The organism is Pseudogracilibacillus sp. SE30717A, assembly GCF_037071985.1.
Classification (GTDB): Bacteria; Bacillota; Bacilli; order Bacillales; family Amphibacillaceae; genus Pseudogracilibacillus.
Genome location: NZ_JAXHDF010000010.1, coordinates 131,630 through 151,301, shown reverse-complemented (window position 1 = coordinate 151,301; position 19,672 = coordinate 131,630). Strand labels below are relative to the sequence as shown.

Annotated in this window: 21 protein-coding genes; 18 read left to right on the top strand and 3 right to left on the bottom strand. The window is 35.2% G+C overall.

The features are described from left to right. Window positions 1–55 precede the first annotated feature (55 nt). A complete protein-coding gene (locus SPD48_RS16310) occupies window positions 56–982 on the top strand; it encodes a hexose kinase (RefSeq protein WP_336259177.1) in 927 nt (308 codons plus the stop codon). A gap of 176 nt (window positions 983–1,158) precedes the next feature. Here the strand turns inward: SPD48_RS16310 and SPD48_RS16305 are convergent, their stop codons facing one another. The 3 genes from SPD48_RS16305 to SPD48_RS16295 all read right to left on the bottom strand — a co-directional run bounded on the left by SPD48_RS16305 (window position 1,159) and on the right by SPD48_RS16295 (window position 2,470). Beyond that, window positions 1,159–1,473: a DMT family transporter gene (locus tag SPD48_RS16305; RefSeq protein ID WP_336259176.1), complete on the bottom strand. Its 315-nt coding sequence runs from the start codon at window positions 1,471–1,473 to the stop codon at window positions 1,159–1,161. Continuing rightward, window positions 1,474–1,821: a DMT family transporter gene (locus SPD48_RS16300; protein ID WP_336259175.1), complete on the bottom strand. Its 348-nt coding sequence runs from the start codon at window positions 1,819–1,821 to the stop codon at window positions 1,474–1,476. 64 nt (window positions 1,822–1,885) lie between these two features. After that, window positions 1,886–2,470 (bottom strand): TetR family transcriptional regulator, encoded by a 585-nt coding sequence (locus SPD48_RS16295; RefSeq protein ID WP_336259174.1) that lies wholly within the window; start codon window positions 2,468–2,470, stop codon window positions 1,886–1,888. Between the two features lie 204 nt (window positions 2,471–2,674). Here SPD48_RS16295 and SPD48_RS16290 point away from each other — a divergent pair, with 204 nt between their 5' ends. The 17 genes from SPD48_RS16290 (at window position 2,675) to SPD48_RS16210 (ending at window position 19,572) form a co-directional block, all read left to right on the top strand. Next, window positions 2,675–3,439, top strand: coding sequence for an IclR family transcriptional regulator (locus SPD48_RS16290; protein ID WP_336259173.1), 765 nt, complete (start codon window positions 2,675–2,677; stop codon window positions 3,437–3,439). Window positions 3,440–3,499: 60 nt separating this feature from the next. After that, on the top strand, window positions 3,500–3,967 hold the full coding sequence (locus SPD48_RS16285) for a RidA family protein (protein WP_336259172.1): 468 nt from the start codon (window positions 3,500–3,502) through the stop codon (window positions 3,965–3,967). Between the two features lie 10 nt (window positions 3,968–3,977). Continuing rightward, the gene (locus SPD48_RS16280; RefSeq protein ID WP_336259171.1) at window positions 3,978–4,925 is read left to right on the top strand and encodes a sugar kinase; all 948 of its coding nucleotides are present in this window, start codon (window positions 3,978–3,980) and stop codon (window positions 4,923–4,925) included. Next, on the top strand, window positions 4,903–5,574 hold the full coding sequence (locus SPD48_RS16275) for a bifunctional 4-hydroxy-2-oxoglutarate aldolase/2-dehydro-3-deoxy-phosphogluconate aldolase (protein ID WP_336259170.1): 672 nt from the start codon (window positions 4,903–4,905) through the stop codon (window positions 5,572–5,574). The genes SPD48_RS16280 and SPD48_RS16275 overlap by 23 nt, the downstream gene beginning before the upstream one ends. Before the next feature lie 12 nt (window positions 5,575–5,586). After that, complete coding sequence (locus SPD48_RS16270; RefSeq protein ID WP_336259169.1) at window positions 5,587–5,934, top strand: hypothetical protein; 348 nt, start codon at window positions 5,587–5,589, stop codon at window positions 5,932–5,934. Between the two features lies 1 nt (window position 5,935). Beyond that, a complete protein-coding gene (locus SPD48_RS16265) occupies window positions 5,936–7,420 on the top strand; it encodes a sodium:solute symporter family protein (RefSeq protein ID WP_336259168.1) in 1,485 nt (494 codons plus the stop codon). 18 nt (window positions 7,421–7,438) lie between these two features. Continuing rightward, entirely contained in the window at window positions 7,439–8,443 is a 1,005-nt protein-coding gene (locus tag SPD48_RS16260; RefSeq protein WP_336259167.1) for a Gfo/Idh/MocA family protein, read from the top strand. 21 nt (window positions 8,444–8,464) lie between these two features. Next, window positions 8,465–9,193 carry an MBL fold metallo-hydrolase gene (locus SPD48_RS16255; protein ID WP_336259166.1) on the top strand — a complete coding sequence of 243 codons (729 nt, stop codon included), beginning with the start codon at window positions 8,465–8,467 and terminating at the stop codon, window positions 9,191–9,193. 20 nt (window positions 9,194–9,213) lie between these two features. Then, window positions 9,214–10,389: a M20 family metallopeptidase gene (locus SPD48_RS16250; RefSeq protein ID WP_336259165.1), complete on the top strand. Its 1,176-nt coding sequence runs from the start codon at window positions 9,214–9,216 to the stop codon at window positions 10,387–10,389. Between the two features lie 45 nt (window positions 10,390–10,434). Further along, a complete protein-coding gene (locus tag SPD48_RS16245; RefSeq protein ID WP_336259164.1) occupies window positions 10,435–11,532 on the top strand; it encodes an aminotransferase class V-fold PLP-dependent enzyme in 1,098 nt (365 codons plus the stop codon). Between the two features lie 342 nt (window positions 11,533–11,874). Further along, window positions 11,875–12,699 (top strand): aldo/keto reductase, encoded by an 825-nt coding sequence (locus tag SPD48_RS16240; protein WP_336259163.1) that lies wholly within the window; start codon window positions 11,875–11,877, stop codon window positions 12,697–12,699. 599 nt (window positions 12,700–13,298) lie between these two features. After that, window positions 13,299–14,609: an ABC transporter substrate-binding protein gene (locus SPD48_RS16235; protein WP_336259162.1), complete on the top strand. Its 1,311-nt coding sequence runs from the start codon at window positions 13,299–13,301 to the stop codon at window positions 14,607–14,609. 80 nt (window positions 14,610–14,689) lie between these two features. Further along, window positions 14,690–15,628: a carbohydrate ABC transporter permease gene (locus SPD48_RS16230; RefSeq protein ID WP_336259161.1), complete on the top strand. Its 939-nt coding sequence runs from the start codon at window positions 14,690–14,692 to the stop codon at window positions 15,626–15,628. Next, window positions 15,625–16,470, top strand: a complete 846-nt coding sequence (locus tag SPD48_RS16225) for a carbohydrate ABC transporter permease (RefSeq protein WP_336259160.1) — start codon at window positions 15,625–15,627, stop codon at window positions 16,468–16,470. Before SPD48_RS16230 ends, SPD48_RS16225 begins: the two co-directional genes overlap by 4 nt. A 24-nt stretch (window positions 16,471–16,494) precedes the next feature. Further along, entirely contained in the window at window positions 16,495–17,508 is a 1,014-nt protein-coding gene (locus SPD48_RS16220; protein WP_336259159.1) for a LacI family DNA-binding transcriptional regulator, read from the top strand. A gap of 64 nt (window positions 17,509–17,572) precedes the next feature. Continuing rightward, window positions 17,573–18,916, top strand: a complete 1,344-nt coding sequence (locus SPD48_RS16215; protein WP_336259158.1) for a GH1 family beta-glucosidase — start codon at window positions 17,573–17,575, stop codon at window positions 18,914–18,916. A 341-nt stretch (window positions 18,917–19,257) separates the two neighbouring features. Next, the gene (locus SPD48_RS16210; protein ID WP_336259157.1) at window positions 19,258–19,572 is read left to right on the top strand and encodes a hypothetical protein; all 315 of its coding nucleotides are present in this window, start codon (window positions 19,258–19,260) and stop codon (window positions 19,570–19,572) included. The last annotated feature ends 100 nt before the right edge of the window (window positions 19,573–19,672 follow it).

Genomic DNA, 19,672 nt, shown 5'->3' with positions numbered 1-19,672 from the left:
AAATTTAATATGTAAATTTTAAAGATATGATTAAGCTAAGAAATGAGGTAGTTTAATGATATTAACAATTACTCTAAACCCGGCAGTTGATATTGGATATAAGCTGGATTCATTTACTACTAATGCAGTTAATCGGGTAAACGATGTTTCAAAAACAGCAGGAGGGAAAGGTTTAAATGTTGCTCGAGTATTAAACGAACTTGAAGAACCTGTCGCCGTATCAGGTTTTCTAGGCGGAAATTTAGGGGAATTTATTAGACAAGAAGTCTATAAGCTAAATATAAAGGACTTTTTTGTAAATATTAGTGGGGAAACACGTAATTGTATTGCAATGATACATAAAGGGAAGCAAACGGAGATTTTAGAAAGTGGTCCAACAATCACAAAAGGTGAAGCAACGAAGTTTTTGAAGGAGTTTTCTGAATTTGCTCAAAAGGTAAAATTTATTACTATATCAGGTAGCTTACCAAAAGGTTTGCCCAAAGATTATTATGTCAGATTACTAGAAATTGCTGATCAACATAGTACCCCGGTTTTATTAGATACGAATGGGGAATTGCTAAGTACAACATTAAGTAAGAGTATACCTTTTCTTATTAAACCAAACAAAGAGGAACTTGGTGACCTGCTAGGTGAACAATTAACTTCTATAGAAGATATTCTTGAAGGGTTAAACTCATCTTTATTCGCGGAAATTCCTTGGGTTGTAGTAACAATTGGAGAAGAAGGGGCTATTATAAAGCATCATAATAATATCTATCAAATAACACCTCCACAGATTGAAGTTATAAATCCTGTTGGATCAGGGGATGCAGTAATTGCTGGATTTGCAGCTGGGTTCTCTCGTAATTTATCTAATGAAAAATTAATAAGATTTGCAATAACTATGGGGGTTTTAAATTCTATGGAAAGTAAAACAGGACATATTAATGCAGCCAGAATAAAAAGTATAATGGCTCAAGTAGAATTTAAAAAACTATGATAGGATTTAAAAACAAGAGATTTAACTTTCTATTTCCCAACATATATCCATCAAATAATAAAATGTTGTTTGGTGGGTATTTTTATGAACTTTATGAAAAATACTAACGCAATTGTTATTTAGATAATAAATGCAGCATTTATCAAAAAAGTTCATAAAAAGGATCAGTGCTTGAATTATGATAATGCTCTCAACCCAACGACACCAATGACAATAAGGATAACGCTTGTAATTCTACCGAGACTTTTAGATTCCCCGAAAAATATCATATTGATAATAACGGCACCTGCTGTTCCAATCCCAACCCAGACGGCATATGCAGTACTTACTTGTAAAAAATTAAAGGAGAAATATAAAAAAGTAAAAGACGCTGCAAACCCACCAAGATATAAAATCGTATTAATGACAGTTTTAGTCTCACTATATTTTTTTAGACCGATGACGCCGACAAATTCGCTCATTGCTGCCATGAAAACTAGTATCCAACCCATTTATTTCAAACCTTTCAATGCTTTTTTCTCATCTGCACTATCTGCTATATTTAAACCTACAACGCCTGCGATTAAAATGATAATAAAAATAATTTTACCGAGATTGATTGTTTCATTGAATAAAAATATATCCATCAACGTTGTTCCCAGTGTTCCTATGCCTGCAAAAATGGCATATACCGTTCCAGTTGGTAAAAGTTCACACGCTTTTGCTAAAAAGTGAAAGTCTATCAATATAAATATAATGATAAAAATCCATTGCCACCAAGCGTTTACAACATTAAATCCAAAAATCCAAACTAATTCAAAAAATGAAGTTAAGGCAACATAAACCCATGCCTTTCTCATAAAAATTTCCTCCTAACGATTTATGACTGAATGTCATTCATTATAATGTAAAGTTAACAAAATGTTAACTATTTGCTTTAGAAATACCTAAAGCATCAAACAAAAATTGAACGACTTCCTTTCGTTGTATTTCTATTTCATGCTCGTCACGGTAGTCATATAAAAATACTTGCTCGGCTGCAGATTCTATTAAACCAATAATAAGTTTCGCCGTACGATCTGGTTTAATCGATTGCCGAATCGTTCCATTTTCTTTTGCATCTTTTAACAAATCACTAACCCATTCATAACAGGTGGCATACACCGTTTCCCATTCTTTTAAATGCTCAGTAGATGCGAGCCCTGAGTAAATAATGGCCATAACTTCACTATATTCTTCATTTATAGCGAAAATACTATCTACTAATTGTTCTAATTTTATTTCAATTGTTTGATCACTTTGTACGTCATTTCTAATTCGTTGCATTAGAATTTTTACCATTTCTTCCGCAATTGCAGGCATCAATGATAGCTTGGATGGAAAGTATAAATAAAAGGTTCCCTGTGCTATATGTGCATCTTTTACAATATCAGAAATTTTCGTTTGTTCAATGCCGTTCTTCTTAAATAGATTAATCGATGATTGGATAATTGCATCTCGTTTTCCCATACGACTACCCTTCTCTCGGAATGCTGTAATTTTCTAAAGTATATCTTATATGTTAGTTCTTGACAACAAACAGTAGCGAATTTCGTATATTTTTAAGTTTGTACAATCGTCAAATTTGTAAACTTCTTGACAATATTTCTTTTACTAAAATATAATAGAAGTAGTTATAAAACGCTGTTTTAATAATTAAAAAAGGGGAGTATAATGAGTAAATCTTTACGTAATTCATCTACAGTAAGGGTTCTTCGTATTTTGGAAGAGATCGCGAAAAGTGAGGAAGGGATTGGAGTAACGGAGCTTGCTAATCGATTAGAATTAAATAAAAGTACAGTTTATCGATTTCTAGCAACATTAGAGGAAGAACAGTACCTGGAACAACAATTGACAACTAAAAAATATCAATCAGGAATTAAATTGTTTGAACTCGCTTCACGGATTGTTAATCAAGTAGACTGGACGAAAGATATTCGACCTTTTTTGGTTGATTTAAAAGATCGCGTGAATGAAACCGTTCACTTAGGAATCATTGATGATGGCGAAGTAGTGTATATCGATAAAGTGGAGTGTGAACGCTCTATTCGTATGTATTCGAGAGTAGGAAAGCGGGCACCTGTTTATTGTACAGGAGTTGGCAAGGCGATACTAGCTTTTCTTTCCAAAGAAAAACAGGCGAATATTATTGAAAATATTGATTATACTAAGTTTACTGCTAGTACCATTATTGATGATAGTGATCTAAATAAAGAAATAAAAATTATTCGAGCTCAAGGATTTGCATTAGATAGAGAAGAACATGAATCAGGTGTAAATTGTGCTGCGGCACCAATATTTACGCATGATGGCCAAGTCTTGGGCGGAATAAGTATTGCGGGTCCTTCTTCACGTGTAGATGAAGAAAATTTATTTGAATTAGCTGCCGAAGTAAAAGAGACGGCTCAATTAATTTCACGTCGCTTGGGAAGTCTCTAAATTTTTTTAAGTACCTATTAAAACGCTGTTTTAACTATTAAAATAGTAGGAGAGGATTATATGTCTAAAATAGAACAGAGATTAAAAGAATTAGGTATTGAACTTCCAGAGGCGCCTAAGCCTGCTGCAGTCTATGTACCGGCAAAAAGATTTGCCAACAACTTATTATATGTGTCGGGACAAGATTGTCGAAAAGATGGAAAGCTAATCTATGAAGGAAAAGTCGGTTCTGACTTAACAATTGAGCAAGGGTATGAAGCGTCTAAGCAAGCGATGATTAATACGTTAGCTGTAATTAAAAGTGAAATTGGCGATTTAGATAAAATAAAGGATTTTGTAAAGTTATTAGGCTTTGTTAATTCAGCTGATGGCTTTGTTGAACAGCCTTATGTGATTAACGGTGCTTCGGAATTTTTAGAAGAAGTTTTTGGCGAAAAAGGAAAACATGCACGATCTGCACTTTCTGCTAACGAATTACCTTTTAATACGCCAGTTGAGATAGAAACAATCGTAGAGCTAGAGGGATAGGAGTTTCGAAATGGATGTATTTACTTTAGGGGAAACAATGGTTTCATTTAATACGGTAAATAACCGTTCTATTGTACAACACGATGAAACATTAGCATCAATTGCAGGTGCCGAATCAAATGTATCGATTGCTTTGGCTCGGCTCGGCAATAAGGTTAAATGGTTTAGCAGATTAGGGAACGATCCATTTGGACAAAAGATATTATATGAATTGAACGCACACCTTGTTGATACGAGTGATGTAATTATTGATTCAAACCATTCTACTGGATTAATGTTTAAACAAAAAAAAGAGCTGTTAGATTCGGAAGTCATATACTATCGAGAGCAGTCTGCAGCTTCTACCATGGACAAAAATGATGTCCGGGAAGAATGGATAAAACATGCAAGATTGATTCATATTACAGGAATAACCCCAGCACTTAGTCATTCATGTAAAGAGTTAGTGATGGAAGTGATTCGGCTAGCAAAGCGGCATGGAATATTAATCAGTTTTGATCCAAATATCCGGTTGAAATTATGGGATATAGAAGCTGCGAGGGAAACATTAATACCGATTGCCAAACAATGTGATATATTTCTCCCGGGAAAAAGTGAAATGAAGTTGCTTTGCAATGTGGAAGAATTCAATAGTATTGAAGTTTATTTAAAAGAATGGGAAGTTCCTCTTACCGTAATGAAAGATGGTGCAAATGGAGCCTGGGTACTTGAAAATGGTGAGTCCACATTTATTCCTTCTTTCAAAGTAAAGCGAGTTGTCGATGAAATTGGTGCCGGAGATGCGTTTGCAGCAGGCTTTTTACATGGTTTTTTGCAAAAGCGAAGTCACGAGAATGCGGTGAAAATGGGACATGCCTGTGCTGCGTTTGTTGTCAGTTCAGAAGGAGATACGAATGGGCTACCAACCAAACAAGAATTGGAACGTTTTTTAGCCAATGATTTTGGGACAGTTCGATAATCAACTAATAAGGGGAGTGGTTTCTTTGTTATCACTAGTAAATAAATACAAAATTATACCAATATTAAGGGGTATGGAACTGGAAGATGCTCGTTTTTTGGTCGACTGTTTTCGAGAAGCAGACCTCAAGATATTGGAAGTTTCATTAAATCAGTCTAATAGCTTACATGTTTTAGAAAATCTAGTTAAAGAATTTGGCGATGATATGGTGATTGGTGCTGGTACTGTTTTAACGAAAGAAATAGCAATTGATGCAAAAAATGCAGGAGCAGCATTTTTCTTAAGTCCTAATGTTTCAGAACAAGTAGCAGATATGGCAGCAGAGATGGGCATTCCTTATATTCCGGGAGCCTTTTCTCCAACTGAAATTCAATATGCCAGTGAATTAGGTGCTGAAGTCATCAAAGTTTTTCCTGTTCGACAAGTAGGAGCATCCTATATTAAGGATGTTTTGGCATCTTTGAATAAAGTTTCTTTGTTAGCGGTTGGGGGTGTCGCTCCTCAAAATATGCGTAAATTTTTTGAGGCAGGCGTTAAAGGAGTAGGAGTAGGTAGTAGTTTAGTTGATCAAGAATGGATTGAAAAAAGAGATAGAAATAAAATTATAGCACGATTGGAAGAATATAAAAATCTAGTGCATGAAAATTAGGAGGGAAAGTGGATGGATTTTGGAAGCGTTTTGATCTTGGGTTCTGTTGCCGTATTTGCCATATTGCTTAGTGTAGGACCTTATTTGGAGTTGAAAGGAAAAATATTATTTGAAAAACAAAAAAGAGCACCGGTATTAAAAGGACGTTTTGGAATGGGATTAATGGTGGTGAGTATCCTCGTATTTGTCATAGGTTTATTACTTCGTTCCGTTCTTGATGCAAGTGTTGTGACTCCGTTTGTTATTGGTGGTTATTTACTATGGATAGTTGGGGGAGTTATTGCAGTAGCTAGAAATGAATTGTTAGCCTTTATGGTTTCTGATGAAGAAAAAGAGGCATTGAAAGGAGATCACAACTAATATGGATCATACAATTGCAAGTTTGGATATTTTGATTATAGTTTTCTACGTTATTTTAACATTATTTATCGGATGGTGGGTATCGAGAGGAATTGACAGCTTTGAGGATTTTGCTGTAGCTGGAAGAACGTTTGGTCCGTTTATGTTAGCGGCCACTTTTGGAGCAACAAACTTTTCTACTTGGAGTTTAGTCGGAAAACCTGGACTTGTATATAATGCAGGTGTTTCTGTAAGTTGGATTGCATTAAATGCGATGGCATGTGTCTTAGCAGCTGTTGTGTTTGTCCCTATTTACAGAAAATTAAGATATAATACAATGTCGGAAATTTTTGAAGATCGATATGATGGTCGAGTTCGAGGACTTATTAGTGTCATTTGGATTTTAGCAGATACATTAAACAGATATGGTGTTACTGTATATGCAGCTGCTGTTATTACAGGACTTGTTTTTGGAATCAATCTTAATTGGATGATTATATTAATTGCTATTATTGTTGTTATCTATACGTACTTAGGTGGACTTCGATCTGTTGTTATTACAGACTCAATTCAGTTCTTGTTCATGTTTGCCGGGTTATTTATCGGTGGAGCATACATCTTTTCACAATTAGGCGGTTGGAGTGGTGTTGTTAATTCCGTTCCAGAAAATTTAACTGAATGGGTTCCTTCTGCTGAAAGTGCAAACGGTTGGCCATGGATTATGGCTATGACATTACTAGGTTTTCCTTATTTTATTACGAGTCAGTTCGTTATGCAGAGAGGGCTTGCTGCAAAATCAGTGAATGTCGCAAGATGGGGATTAATTTTAGCTGCCATTATTGCAATCCCAATTGCTATTTTAGAGATTTTACCAGGGTTGGCTGCACATTCAATTCTTTCAGAAGAATTAGTAGCAAGTCTTGATCCGGATATGGTTGGACCACAAGTTTATATTGAATTGCTTCCGGTTGGAATGTTGGGGATCTTTTTTGCAGCTTTATTATCAGCAGGTATATCAACAGCGGATTCGGCTTTATGTGCGTCATCTTCATTATTTACTGAAGACTTTTATCGGAAATGGAATCCGAAAAAAAATGAAGGTCATTATTTAAAAGTGTCCAGAATTGCAACGATTATTTTAGCTGTAATTGGAACATTATGGGCAATGATTGTTCCATTATTAGGTGGTGCAGTAGATGCAATTTTAAATGTTATCGCAATTACGGATATGCCGATCTTTGTCATTGTTTGTTTAGCAATCTTCTGGAAAAAGATGAAAGCAACAGCGGCAGTTATCTCTATTCTTGTCGGAACAGGAAGTGGATTACTCGTTTCTATTCTTGGTGTTGGGGGAATACAAGGCTTAGCCGCAACAACAGCTACAAGTACTTTAATGACGTTGATTACTGGTGTAGTTTTAAGCTTTATAATTAAAACAACGAATAAACATGAAGAAAAAGTACAGAAATTCTTTGAAAAGATGGGAACAAAAGAAATAGAAGAATAATGTGTTGGAGTGATTTTTGTGTTAAATATTGCTGTTATTGGGACAGGTGCTTTCGGAGTGGAACATATCCGAACCATTCAATCAATGAACGGTGTCGAATTGTTTGGGATATGTAATCGGAGTGAAGACCGATTAATGAGAGTGGCAAAGGAATATGGAATACCTGCCGAAAAGACGTATACAAATATAACGAAACTTTTACAGGAAAAGGAACTTGATGCAGTTGTAATTGCGACGGATGAGAAAAGTCATGAGCCAATTACACGCGAAGCAGTTCAATATGGGAAACATGTGTTAATTGAAAAGCCGGTCTCAACAGATAGTAAGACAGCAGAGAATTTATTGAATCTGTCGGAAGAAAGTGATGTCGTTATACTCCCAGGTCATATGCTTCGTTTTGACCCGGGGTATGCAGCAGTGAATCATCAATTAGCTGAGGTGGAGGGTAATATCCATTCACTGCGCTTAAAACGAAATGTTCCAGTTGAACGATTTTCTTTACATGCGCGGACTCATCCAGTGTTTATGGCTCTCTCTCATGATATTGACCAATTAATTTGGAATGTAAAATCGAAGCCAAAACGCATATATGCCATGGAGAAGAAAATTGACCAGGAAATTAATATGCCAGGCGTCTTTTTTGGACTTATCGAAATGGAAAATGGCATAATTTGTTCGCTCGAAACCCAGTGGTGTTTACCGAATGAATATGGTCAGTATTTGGACGTTGAGTTGGAAGCAATGTATGAGGGCGGTCATTTGAAATACCGTTTCCCAGGAGATACGCTCTCTGTGATGGAAAAAGGAGAGCTTAGCCGACCTGATATTCAACTTTCTCCAATGATCCACGGAAATGTGTATGGAGCGCTTCGTAATGAATTAGAACATTTTGTGGAACTTATTCGTAATCCAGAAATCAAACAAGCAGTTCCAATGGAAGATGCTGTTTTAGGAATTAAGATTTGTGAAGCATTAATTAAGTCAGCTAGCGAAAAACGAGAGATCTTATGGGAAAATCTTTAATCCGTTTAGGAGTTGGAAAAAATGAAGTTAACCGAAAATATATACTTAGTCGGTAGTGGAGAAATTGGATTATCGAACAACTATGATTGTCATGTATATTTGGTAGATGGCGGAAGTGATGCAATTTTAATCGATGCTGGAGTAGGGATTGAACCAGAGAAAATTAAAGCGAATGTTGAAAAATATGTTCCTTGGGATAAGGTGTCACGTGTGTTGTGCACACATTCGCATGCGGATCACAGCGGAGGAAGTGAATATTTCCAAAAAGAAGGGAAAGAAGTTTGGCTTTCTAAGGAAGAATATGACTGGATGAGTAACAGCAAGGCAGAAGTGGAAGAAGCACTTCGTCTTGCTATCAATGCCGGTGGCTATCCTGAAGGGTATGTTTTTTCTTATTTTAAACCAGATCATGTAATGAATGAGGATGAACTCATTACATGTGGCGATTTGAAACTCCGTCCTATACATGTCCGTGGTCATAGCCCGGGAATGTATTGCTTTTATATGGAAGCAGACGATGGAAATGTATTATTTGCGAGTGATTTTGTTTTTATTAATGGGGATATTGGTTTGTTAAATGCACCGGGTTCTGATTTAGCAAGTTACCGGGAAGATATTGGAAAACTAAAAGACTTACTAGTGGATGCAATGTTTTCTGGTCACCGATTATTTTTACTTAAGAACGGGCAAGCTCATATCCAAAAAGCTATTGAGCAATTAGACAAGGTATTTATGCCATCGACATTTTAATTACGTTAGGATGATGGGAAGTGGACTGGAAAGAAGAAGCATTTGAGCTATTGGAGAAACTTGTTTCTATACCGAGTATTAATCCAGGAGAAAAACCATTAGATGAAGCACTTTATGGAGAAAAAGCAGTCGGTGACAAGTTACTTTGTTATTTTAAAGAATATTTACCGGATTTCTCGTATTGGAAAGAGGAAGTTTTACCAGAAAGGTTTAATTGTTTTGCATCATATGTAAGAGGAGAAAATTATCCAACGATTTTGTTGGAAACACATCTCGATACAGTCGATGTAAAAGGAATGACGGTTGAGCCTTTCACATTAACTCGTCAAGGAAATAAATGGTTTGGGCGCGGTGCTTGTGATGCAAAGGGGCAACTAACAGCAATGATCATCGGTTTGAGAAAAGCATTAGAGGAACAGGACGGGAAATTACCGGTCAATATTATACTTGCTGCAGTCGTGGATGAGGAACATAAACATCGGGGAGTCGACCATCTAGTTGAGCAATCTGTTTCGGCAGATTTAGCTATTGTTGGAGAACCAACACAATTGGAATTCGGTGCTTTTCATAAAGGAAGTATTCGTTTCGTCCTTGAAACGATTGGAAAAAACGCCCACTCATCAACTCCTTGGAATGGGGAAAATGCAGTAGAAAAGATGGCTGAAGTCGTTATGGTTTTGAAGGAGGATGCAAAGCAAGCGGTTGAAGGTATCGTTCATCCCTTATGTGGGAAAAGCTCCTTAAGTGTAACGCTAATTTCTGGTGGAGAACAAGTGAATATTATTCCAGATCAATGCTCGATTCATGTGGATCGGCGACTAAATCCACAGGAAAATTGGCAAGAGTCACTCGATGATTTGAGACTACTCGTCAAACAGAAAGTAAGTTTTAGCTTATGGGAGGATCTTGTTTGGCAAAAACCATATTTAATCGACCCACCTTTGACGAATGATCTTTCTACTAGGGAATTAGTGGCTCTGTCAGATGTGATCCAACAGATTCGACCAGACTTTGACTTTGTAGGTTTACAATTTGGTTGTGATGCAAGTAAAATTCAGCCTGCAGGTATTCCGACCGTTGTTTTTGGGCCTGGCAGTATTAATGAAGCACATACGGCAGATGAGTGGATAGATGCGGATGAATTGATGGAAGCAGTGGATATTTACTCAACAATTTTTCAGACGTATCGACTGTAATGAATAGAAAAGTTTAATAATTTAAAAGAAAGTGTGAGAGTTAATATGGACGGAGAAGAAATAAAGAAGTTTCGTGAAGGGATTCCAATTTTACATGAAAAACTGTATCTAGATAATGCAGCGATGGGGCCACTACATAATGATGTGGTTAATCGTATTCATGATTTTCATGTTCAACGACAAACAAAGGGACCAGATTTTACAACTTGGTGGAATATCGTTGGAGAAACACGTGGATTAATCGCTGATTGGATCCATGCCAATCCAAAAGAGATTACTTTTTTATGGAATACTTCGGCCGGAATTAATTTAGCTGCACAGGGAATCGATTTTTCAGCCGGGGATGAAGTGATTATCCCTGAAAAAGAATTTCCAGCAAATATTTATCCTTGGTTAGCGTTAGAGGAACGCGGTGTACATGTGAAGATTATTCCATTTGTAGAAAATAAACTAACCGCTGAACAAATTATTGATGCTGTGACAGATAAAACAAAAGTAATCAGCGTAAGTTGGGTAAGTGCGACAAATGGAAATATGATTGACCTTCAGAAACTTGGTGAGTTTTGTAAGAACAATGATATATTTTTTGTAGTGGATGCTATTCAAGGATTTGCAACGAATGAACTCGATGTTTCGACATGTCATATTGATGTGTTAGTTAGTGGCTTTTATAAATGGGCAATGGGACCTGATGGAATTTCCTTCGTATATGTAAATAAAAATGCGATGGATAAATTGGATATGCCTTGGGTAGGCTGGGCAAGTATGGAAAATCCGTTTGACTATGAAAAAATTGAGTATCGTTTAAGTGAGGATGCTAGACGTTATGAAACAGGAAATATGAATTTTTCTGCAATCGCTGGAATTCATGAAGCGTTACGTCTACTCCAGCCTCTTCGAGCAAAAATATATGAGCGGGTTCCGATGTTGACAGCGCGGTTACGAGATGGATTAAGGGCGATTCCGAATATAAGTCTGCTCTCTCCACTGGATAGCAAATCAGGAATTACATTATTCTCCGGACGTAATATAGAGGATATTTCGAAACATAATATAACAGTGAATTTCCGTTCTGGCATTCGCGTGTCACCTCATTTTTATAATACTGAAGCTGAAATAGATCGGTTTTTAAATAGTTTATAACTGGGACTGGGTTAAGTGGAGCTTATATCTCTGCTTAACCATTTTTATTGATTTTTTACCGAGTGGCATAAGACTCATCTCCCTCTTAAATGTCAATTATTAACTTTCTATATCTTTCCTCATAAGGTGAATTTAAAAATAAGTAGTAGCATAAGATAAATCGCTTACCTCTTTTCGGTTATCTGAGCAAGACTACTTAAATTGAGCCGATTTTTCAGATTCACATCAACACATCAAGAAAAGGGATTCTACTATCTGACGTCGTATATATAGAATAGGTTCTTTACATGAAATTTTCGGGTATATTAACTATACTTAAACAAAGTAGAAGGAAGTGATCAGATGAATTTAGTCACATTGAATAATGGAATCAAAATGCCTCAGTTAGGTTTAGGAGTATGGAAAATTCCAGACGAAACAGCGGCAACTGTAGTCAAAGAGGCAATTGACGTTGGGTACCGTTTAATTGACACGGCGAAAGTGTATCAAAATGAGTCCGGTGTTGGTGAAGGGTTAAAGCAAGTATCGGTACCGAGAGAAGAATTATTTATTACAACGAAAGTTTGGAATGCTGATCAAGGGTATGATCAAACATTAAAAGCTTTTGATGAAAGTCTTGAGCGTCTTGGTTTAGACTATATCGATTTATATTTAATTCACTGGCCGACACCAAAATATGATCAATACATAGAGACATATAAAGCTTTGGAGAAGTTATATAAAGACGGTCGCGTAAAATCAATTGGAGTTTGTAATTTTAATATAGAACATTTAGAAAGATTGCTAGAAGAATGTGAAGTCGTTCCTGTTGTTAACCAAGTAGAATGTCATCCATATTTACAACAAAAGGAACTTCAAGAGTTTTGTAAGAGACATTCAATTTATCTTGAGTCATATAGCCCATTAATGAATGGAAGAAAGATTTTGGAAGATAATGTGATTAGTGAGTTGGCCAAAAAACATGGTAAAACACCAGCACAAATTATATTGCGCTGGCATCTTCAATCAAATTATATCGTTATCCCAAAAACAGTCACGCCATCAAGAATGGAAGAAAACTTAAACGTATTTGATTTTGAGCTAAGTGATGACGATATGGAGAAAATTAACGAGCTCGATCGTGATGAGCGGATTAATCATGAGCCGAGTGAGATGAATATCAGATAAGTTTTTAAAACAATGTAAACCAGGTAGAGAATATACTGCCTGGTTTTTTCATTGTCTTTTTAAGCTTGATGAACAAAATCTATATTTTATTTATTAAAATAAATCTTTTCATTTAGTTCTATTTTTAATTTTTCTGACATTTACTAATAATAATCAAATTTAAAAACAAGATTGAAACCGATTTCCTAATAAGTGCTTATATTTACTGGACTATAAAATATATTGCCATCTTCACACTGTTAGATACTCCTTTTTTCTTCAGCGATGATATTAAATCTTCTGTATTTCTATGCAGTTAAACAAATTCTTGCTTCATGTAAATTAATAGAAAAAATGAAAAGCGAAACAAATAAAATAGAAATCGATTTCTATATTTTCTAGAATGAAGCGAAGATTTAATTGAAATATTCAAAACTAAACATATAAAAATGTTAAAATACTTTTTTTAATCGAATTATAGAAACCGATTTCTATCCTAGACTTAATGCATAATTCACTTCAGATAAAAAATTTATAGGGTAGAGGGGGATTGAAAGAAAAATCGTAAATCCGTCCAAATAAGTTTAAGTATTTATTAAATTTTAGTAGGGGGTAAAAAAATGATAAGAATTAAACGTTTATTTTTCTTAGTCTTAATTTTAAGTGTAGCTTTTTCTTTAGTGGCCTGTGGTAGTTCTGATAAAGATGCGTCTCAAGATAATCCCAATTCCGGGGATAAGAAATCGGATGAAAATATCACACTTAACTTTTGGACATTTGGAGCTACAGGGTATGACGAATTAATCAAGGAGTATGAAAAAGAAAATCCTCATGTGAAAATAAAGTTTAAAACTTCCGAGAACGCAGATCATCATGATGCATTGTTTACCGCGTTATCAGCAGGAACCGGAGCTCCAGATATTGCCATGATAGAAGTAGATCAATTAGATCGTTTTAAGCAAGCGCAAGATCGTTTTAATAATTTATTTGATTTAGGTGCCGAAGAAGTTGCTGGTAATTATCAGGATTGGGCTTGGAATACTGCTCAAAATACAGAGGGTGATTTTTTAGTTGGTTTACCGACTGATATTGGACCAAAAGCTTTATATTATCGCATTGATGTGTTTGAAGAAGCTGGACTACCGACCGATCCTGATGAAGTCGCTGCTTTGATTAATTCTCCAAATGCTTTAAAAGAAGCTGCTAAAAAGGTGAAAGAAACTACGGGTAAACCTTTTGTAGATAGTATGGAAATGGCATATAGAGCTTATTTAGATGCAGCACCAAACTCACATTTAAATCCGGATGGAGAATTATTAATCGATAAAGAAGAAAGTCTTGTAAAAGAAGCTTATGACTTTGCAGTGGAGTTAAATGAAGCAGGTTTGGTAGGCAATTTTGAGATGTGGACGCCTGAATGGGCAAATGCAGTAAATGATGGTGATTTTGCTGCAGAATTAGGTCCAGGTTGGCTTAAAGGTTGGATGGAAGGAAATGCACCTGATGCATCAGGTTTGTTTCGGGTTGCAACGTTACCAAAAGAATTTTCCGCTAACTGGGGTGGATCATTTTTAGCTATTCCAGCAGAAACGAAACATGCCGTAGAAGCTTATAATTTTATTCAATGGCTAACATCTCCTGAAAATCAACTAAATTCTTTCAAAAGTCATGGGTTGTTCCCCTCTGCACCATCTGTGTATGACATGGAAGAATTTAAAACGAATGAAGATGAATTTTTTGGAGGACAGGTAACATCTGTAGTGTTTGGTGAAGCAGCGAATAATATTTCGGAAGCTGTTTATAAGGGAGAGAAATATGTTCCTGTAAATAATGAGATTTTAACAGCTTTGACAAATGTTCAAGAAGGTGCTGATCCCGAAAAGGAATGGGAGGAAGCAGTTCAGCGGGCTCAAGAATTAGTTAACCGCTAGGAGAGAAAATTTAAATAATGGATATGGTGTTTTCCAACTAAAACATCATATCCACTTATTTAAAAGAACGAGGTGTGAAAATGGCAGCGAAGAAGCAAGGAATTAAAAAAAGATATTTATCGGAAGAAAAAAAAGATATAATTTCGGGATATTTATTTGTTTCGCCATTTTTTATTATTTTTATTTTAGTTGGATTGTTTCCGGCATTATTTAGTATGTATTTGTCATTTCAAAGTTGGAATGGATTCGCTCCTATGGAATTTGTAGGGTTGAATAACTTCAGAATCGTTTTAACTGATTCTCTATTTTGGAAATCGGTATATAATACAATCGTTATGGGACTTTTAGGAACTGCGCCTCAATTAGTTGTGGGGCTCATTTTAGCCTTTTTATTAAATCAGGCCCTTTTACGTTTTAAACAATTTTTTAGAGTAACGATCTTCATGCCCTATATCACATCCATGGTAGCAGTTGCACTTGTATTTAGTGTATTGTTTAGTAATCAAGATTCTTCAATGGCTAATTATATATTAAGTTTGTTTGGAAAGGACCCGATAAATTGGAGTACGTCAGAATGGGGATCTAAAATTGCCATCTCTCTTATGGTGTTTTGGAGGTGGGTAGGATATAACACAATTATCTATCTAGCAGGATTGCAAAGTATATCAAATGATCTTTATGAAGCAGCAACAATAGATGGAGCAAGTAAACTTCAGCAATTTAGATATATTACTTTACCACTTTTAAAACCCTTCGTCTTATTAACGGTATTTTTTTCAACAGTCGGTGCGTTACAACTATTTTCAGAACCTACCGTATTTTTGGGAGCCAGTGCTTTTACAAGGGATGAAGCGATGACAGTAGTTATGTATTTATACCGCGATGCATTTAGCTTACAGTCTTTCGGAACTGCATCAGCTACTGCAGTAATCTTGGTAGTATTAATTACGGCGTTAGCTACAATTAATTTGACTCTCACATCTGGTATAGGGTTTAGAAGGAAGGGGGTAAGAAAATGAAGCAAACAACAGGCGGAAAGAAATTCCCGTTAAACAAGATTTTAATGTATTTCTTTTTGTTCCTTGCTTCTCTTATGTCATTATTTCCATTTTATTGGATGTTTGTTATGGCCACACGACCTAGTGCTGCTTATAATTCTATACCTCCTACTATTACTCCCGGTACTATGCTAGTGGAAAACTTTCAAAAAGTTTTACAACAGATCAATTTCTTCGGGGCAATGTGGAATTCGTTCGTACTTTGTACCGTTGTCACGTTGGTAGTTTTATTCATAAGTTCTTTAGCAGGTTTTGCTTTTGCAAAGTTTAAATTTCCGGGAAAAAATGTACTTTTTGTAGCGATATTATTAACAATGGTAATTCCACCACAATTAGGGCTAATTCCTCAGTACCTTGTAATAGCAAAAGCAGGATTATTAGACACATTACAAGGGGTGATGATTCTATTTTTTCTTAATCCGTTGGGGATATTTCTAATGAGACAATATATTAGTAAAGCAATATCTGATGAATTAATTGAAGCGGCAAAGCTAGATGGTGCTTCAAATTTTAAAATATATAGAAAAGTAGTTTTGCCGATTATACTTCCGGCTTTTGCAACTTTAGGTATCATCGTATTTACAGCAACTTGGGGCGAGTTTTTATGGCAATTTACAGTACTTCGAGATCCTGAAATGTATACGATACAAGTGGCTCTTGCTTCATTGAATAATACATTTAAAGTAGATTTTGGAATGCTCTTATCAGGTGTGTTTTGGTCCACCGTCCCATTGGTGATTGTATTTTTAATCTTTAATAAGTTATTTATTGCTAGTATTACAGAAGGTTCTGTTAAATCTTAAAATAATATTGATAAATTCTATAAATTGAGGGATAAAATGAATCTAACAATAAAAAATATTGCTGAACTAGCAGGTGTCTCACCATCAACTGTTTCAAAAGTCATGAATAAGTATAGTGGAGTTAGTGATAAAACGAGAAAAAAAGTATTAGATGTAATCAAGGAAAAAGAATATCATCCAATGTTTACAGCTAGAACACTCGCAACTAAAAAATCAAAATTAATTGGTTTAATCTATGCAGGAAAGATAAACGTTGATTTTAATCATCCATTTTTTAATGAAGTAGTTACTGCATTTAAAAAAATAATAGGAAAATTAGGATATGACATTATTGTGTTTTCTAATGAAGGATTTGAACACGATGGCGGTAGTTATTTAGCTAGATGTAAATACTACCATGTAGAAGGATGCGTTATTATTGCTGGTGATGAAGTAGAGGAAGGGATTCAAGAACTGGTGAACAGTGGAATTCCTTGTGTTGGGATCGATATTGAATTGAATGGTCCAAGAGCAAGTTACGTGATGACAGATAATGAAAGTCTATCCAAAAAAGTTGTTCAACAGCTATATTTGAGTGGAATAAGGGATATTGGATATATTGGCAGCACGAGGGATTCTGTTGTTGCCAAAAATAGAAAAATAGGTTTTATTAAAACGATGAATCAACTAGGAATGGATATCAAAGAAAATTGGATGCAATATGGCGATTTTTATGAAGAAAGTGGTTATCTTGCCATGAATAAAATAATGAAAAAGAAACCATATCCGAAGGCAGTTTTTGCTATTTCTGACTTAATGGCGTTCGGAGCATTACGTGCAATTGAAGAAAAAGGTTTAAATGTACCGGAAGATATTCGAATTATTGGTTGTGACGATATTCATGCATGCCGATACAGTAGTCCAAAATTATCTACTATGAGGCAACAGAAAGATATGCTAGGAAAGTTTGCCGCAAATATTTTAAATGATCTAATTAATGATACAAAGAAAATCAAACCTATTTTAATCGATTCCGAATTAATTATAAGGGAATCATAAACGTTTCGTGCAGGTATTTTTATCATCATTTATAGATGTAAAATATGTATTGGAGGATATAAAGATGGCCGTGATAAAATTTTCTAAAGATATCGAATGGGGAACTGCGACAGCTGCATATCAAATTGAAGGTGCTGTTGATAAAGACGGAAGAGGTTTGTCCATTTGGGATACTTATTCTCATACGCCGGGTATTATACGTAATGGTGACAATGGTGATATCGCCTGTGACAGCTATCATCGCTATGAAGAAGATATACAATTAATGAAGGAACTTGGTATTGATATATATAGATTTTCTGTTTCATGGCCTCGAATTTTTCCATTGGGTAAAGGCGAACCTAACCGGAAAGGGCTAGAATTTTATCATCGATTTGTAGATACTTTATTGGAGAATGGCATTGAGCCAATGTGTACGTTGTATCATTGGGACCTACCACAGTCAATGCAGGATATAGGGGGATGGGGCAACAGGGAAGTTGTTGATGCATTCGCTAATTATGCACGTGTCATGTTTGAAGAATTCGGTGGAAAGATTAAAAAATGGATTACGATTAATGAGCCTTGGTGTGTCTCTTTTTTATCTAATTATGAAGGTAAACATGCTCCCGGAAATACAAACTTACAACTAGCTACGACAATATCGCATCATCTGCTGCTAGCTCATGGTAAAGCTGTTTCGCAATTTAGAGATTTAGGTATTGAGGGTGAAATTGGTTACGCACCGAACGGAGAGTGGCTTGAACCTTTTAGTGTCCAAAAGGAAGATATCGATGCTTGTAATAGAGGAATGGGGATATTTATCGAATGGTTTTTTGATCCAGTTTTTAAGGGTAAGTATCCAGATTTCATGTTAGATTGGTTTAGAAAAAAAGGAATTACACTTCCGATAGAAGAAAATGATATGGAGACCATCCATCAACCGATTGACTTTGTTGGGATTAATTATTATTCTGGAAGTGTTGGAAGATATAAAAAAGACGAGGGATTATTAGATGTAGAAAAAGTGGATATTGGTTATACCAAAACGGATATTGGGTGGAATATTTATCCCGAAGGTTTTTATAAACTACTGACGAAGATTAAGAATCAGTACGGGAATATCCCAATCTATATCACTGAGAATGGTGCCTGTTATAATGATGATGTCAAAAATGGTCGTGTGCAAGATGATAATCGTATTAACTACTTAAAACAGCATTTAACTTCGTTACAAAGAAGTATAGATTCAGGAGTAAACATTAAGGGATACCTAGCTTGGTCATTATTAGATAATTTTGAGTGGACGGAAGGGTATGCTATGCGCTTTGGTCTAATCCATGTAAACTTTAACACATTAGAAAGAACGAGAAAGGATAGTTTTTACTGGTATAAAAAAGTTATTAAAAATGGATGGATATCTATGTAAGCAAACTGTCTATAACTAAGTTAATTAATTGGGGATAATTATTTTAGCTGATGATTTCTATAAGAGGTACATACCGGTGTTGATTTAAAAAGAGAAATTACGTATCTAGGTTTGAAATTGAAAACTTTCATATTTTTTAGCTTATATGACGGTAGAGGTTAAATAAACAATAAGATATATCAATTAATAGTTATTTTAATCTGAATTTTTTCAATTTATTTTTATTTTCATATGAGTATTTTTACCTAAACTTTTAACTAATAATCTCGATATTATATATGTAGTTGAAAACTACACTTACTTTATTTGTCTAGTCTTTCATGACAATTTAATATAAAGAAGTGGAAGAAGGTACTCAGCAAATTGAAACAACAGCTGAGAAGTTTATCGGTATTAATTCTGCGGTCATGGAAATGGTCAATAATATTCGACTCGTATCTGGCAATTTAGAGAGCATGGCAACAAGAGGTCAAGAAATAAATAATTCGATCGAAGATATTGCTGCAGTATCAGAAGAATCGGCAGCTGGCATTGAAGAGACATCGGCATCTTCTGAACAGGCAAGTGCCTCTATGGAGGAAATATCATTTAGTTCAAATGACTTGGCAAAACTTGCAGAAGAATTAAATGAAATAGTAGGACAGTTTAAATTATAAAAAGAGTAGTTACTATCGTTCGTTCATTTGTTTAATTAATGAGCGAACGATTTTTGATTAAATGATTTATGTATTGCTATTTTCCTTTTTACCTCGATAA